Genomic DNA, 2110 nt, shown 5'->3' with positions numbered 1-2110 from the left:
GGGCATCCTGGAGGACGCTGCGGCGCGCAGCCAGGCCTTCTTTGCGCGGTGGCAGGCGGAGCGGTATCCTGGGGAGCGTATTCGTGAGTGTAAACATTGTGGGACACCGGACCCAGACTAAGACACGCGCGGTCCCCCGCTAGGCTGTAGAACATCTTTATCCTGTATCAGCAAGGGGGTCGGCGATTTCTGTTCCCGGCTTTTGAGCCTGAGAACGGGGAAACTCTCGTCTGCGTTTCGCTTGAAGGGTGTCGCCGACATTTTCGGACACCCAGCTGGTGACATCTTGGACTCGAACCGTGGCCAGCGCCTCGGCCACGAGGTCTTGGGTGAGCTCACCGCACATACAGGGAATCAGAAGGATGGACTTGTTCAGTTCACGACGACCGTTGGACTCTAGACGCTGTTTGGCCTTGCCAATGAGCGATTCGATCACATCACTTGAGCCCAACAGGGGGCTGTCACTCAACTTCACGACGGGCACAGAGCGCTGCAAATACTGGCTGACCTCTTTCCGAATGGGCGACCGGGCCGGTAAGTCGCCGAGCCGCTCCTGACACGCGTGAATCGACGCCGCACTCAACCCTTGCGTTTTCACGATCCGCATCACCTCGTTCACGCAAGTCGTATTGCGCACGAAGGTGGTGAGAAACATCTTCAACGGCTTAAGACCTCGCAGCGCCTGAGCCAGGGCAGCAGCCTCTGGAGAATCCTCGCGTTCTTTCCCCTCTAAATACGTGATCGTTCGAAGCCCCCACTGCGCCTGCCGACTCACACTGAGAAATCGACCTTTGGCTCGGGCTTTAGGAGGCAGCAAAAAGGCGAACTGCGTTTGCTGAAGCCGGTGGCGAAGGCGGGTGCACAGACTCTGAAACTGCTCGAAGAGGGTCAACTTGGCATAGTAATGTTTCAAGGCGTTGGCGACAAAATGGCTCACATCGCTGATCCAAGACGCCCGATTGGGAGCCTCAAGTAAGGTCTCGACGATGCCTTTCTTGATATCGGAGCCGCAGTCACTGACCACGTGCGAGGGCCACCCACAGTGCTCGAAAAGCGACAGGAGCACCGTGTTGACCCGGTCACCGTTCCAGGTCTCGCCCAGGCTCAGGCCAATCACTTCGACCTGCTTCAGCGTCAGCGCTTTGCCCAGGCTGAAGGCCGATACCGGGACCCGCAGCACAATGAGGGCCTTCTTGCTGCCAATTTGAATCGTAAAATCAGCGATGCACACCCACTGCTCATCGAGGGGACGCTGCGCCTGTTGTAAGCGATGTAAGCCGACCCGTAAGGCCCACCCAATGCTCGTCGTGAAGTGAGGCACCCAGAAGAGCAGGCCAGCGCCCACCAACTGAAAGGAACGGAGCACTTTGCTAGACGCTCGGAACGAAAGGGTACAGTTCAACACGAGATGGAGAACGAAATAGCTGAAAAAAAAGGGGGGGTGTCAATGGGGGTCGGCCGAGAAGCTTGCGCCAGAGCGCTTTTGAGCTGATGGGTCTCAATCTCAAGCTGGCGGGTCCGATGTTCGGCGGCCAGAGCACGCTCGCGCCAAGCCTCCCGACTGCTATCGACTTCTTTGTGTCGCTCCCGTAAGCGACGGCGGTCTTCGCCACGACGAACCGCCCGCCTTTTCCAGACTTCACGAGACTTCTGGACTCGACGGAAATCCTTGCGTTCCTGAGCCGTCATCATCCACGTCCAATCGATATGCAACCAGCTATCCATCGGGTGAGCAGAACTCTTGGGGGACGGATTAGGAGCTTGAGTGAAGGGAACTGACACGGGCAGAAATCCCCCTGGGTAGCAATCGCGCCGAAGAAGTATTGTACAACCTTTTAGACTTTTCTACAGCCTAGTATGGGACGGCGCTGTTAAGCCATTTTGGATACTGGGTGCTGCCGGAGCGCCAGCGGGCACAAGGTCCAGCGCCGAAGCCCCGGTGGATGCCACTGCCCACACTACTCTATGCGCAGGTGGTGAAGTCGTACCGGCGTGCCTATGGATACATCTTGCCGTTGCCCCAGCCGTATGGGACCGTGACCACGCCGGGTTCCAGATGTTGCACATCAGTCTGGCCGCAGTAGCCCAACACTTGATCAAGCTCACTGCG

The 2110-nt window shown here is 58.0% G+C and carries 1 protein-coding gene; it reads right to left on the bottom strand.

Features of this window, described 5'->3' with window-relative positions:
• Positions 1 to 157: 157 nt before the first annotated feature.
• On the bottom strand, positions 158 to 1231 hold the full coding sequence (locus VMT30_02920; GenBank protein ID HVQ43894.1) for a hypothetical protein: 1074 nt from the start codon (positions 1229 to 1231) through the stop codon (positions 158 to 160).
• Positions 1232 to 2110: the final 879 nt, after the last annotated feature.

The organism is Candidatus Saccharimonadia bacterium, from assembly GCA_035544015.1.
Lineage (GTDB): Bacteria > Patescibacteriota > Saccharimonadia > UBA4664 > UBA4664 > UBA5169.
The sequence above is the reverse complement of the archived record's forward strand: the minus strand, read 5'-3'. Positions and strand labels throughout refer to the sequence as shown.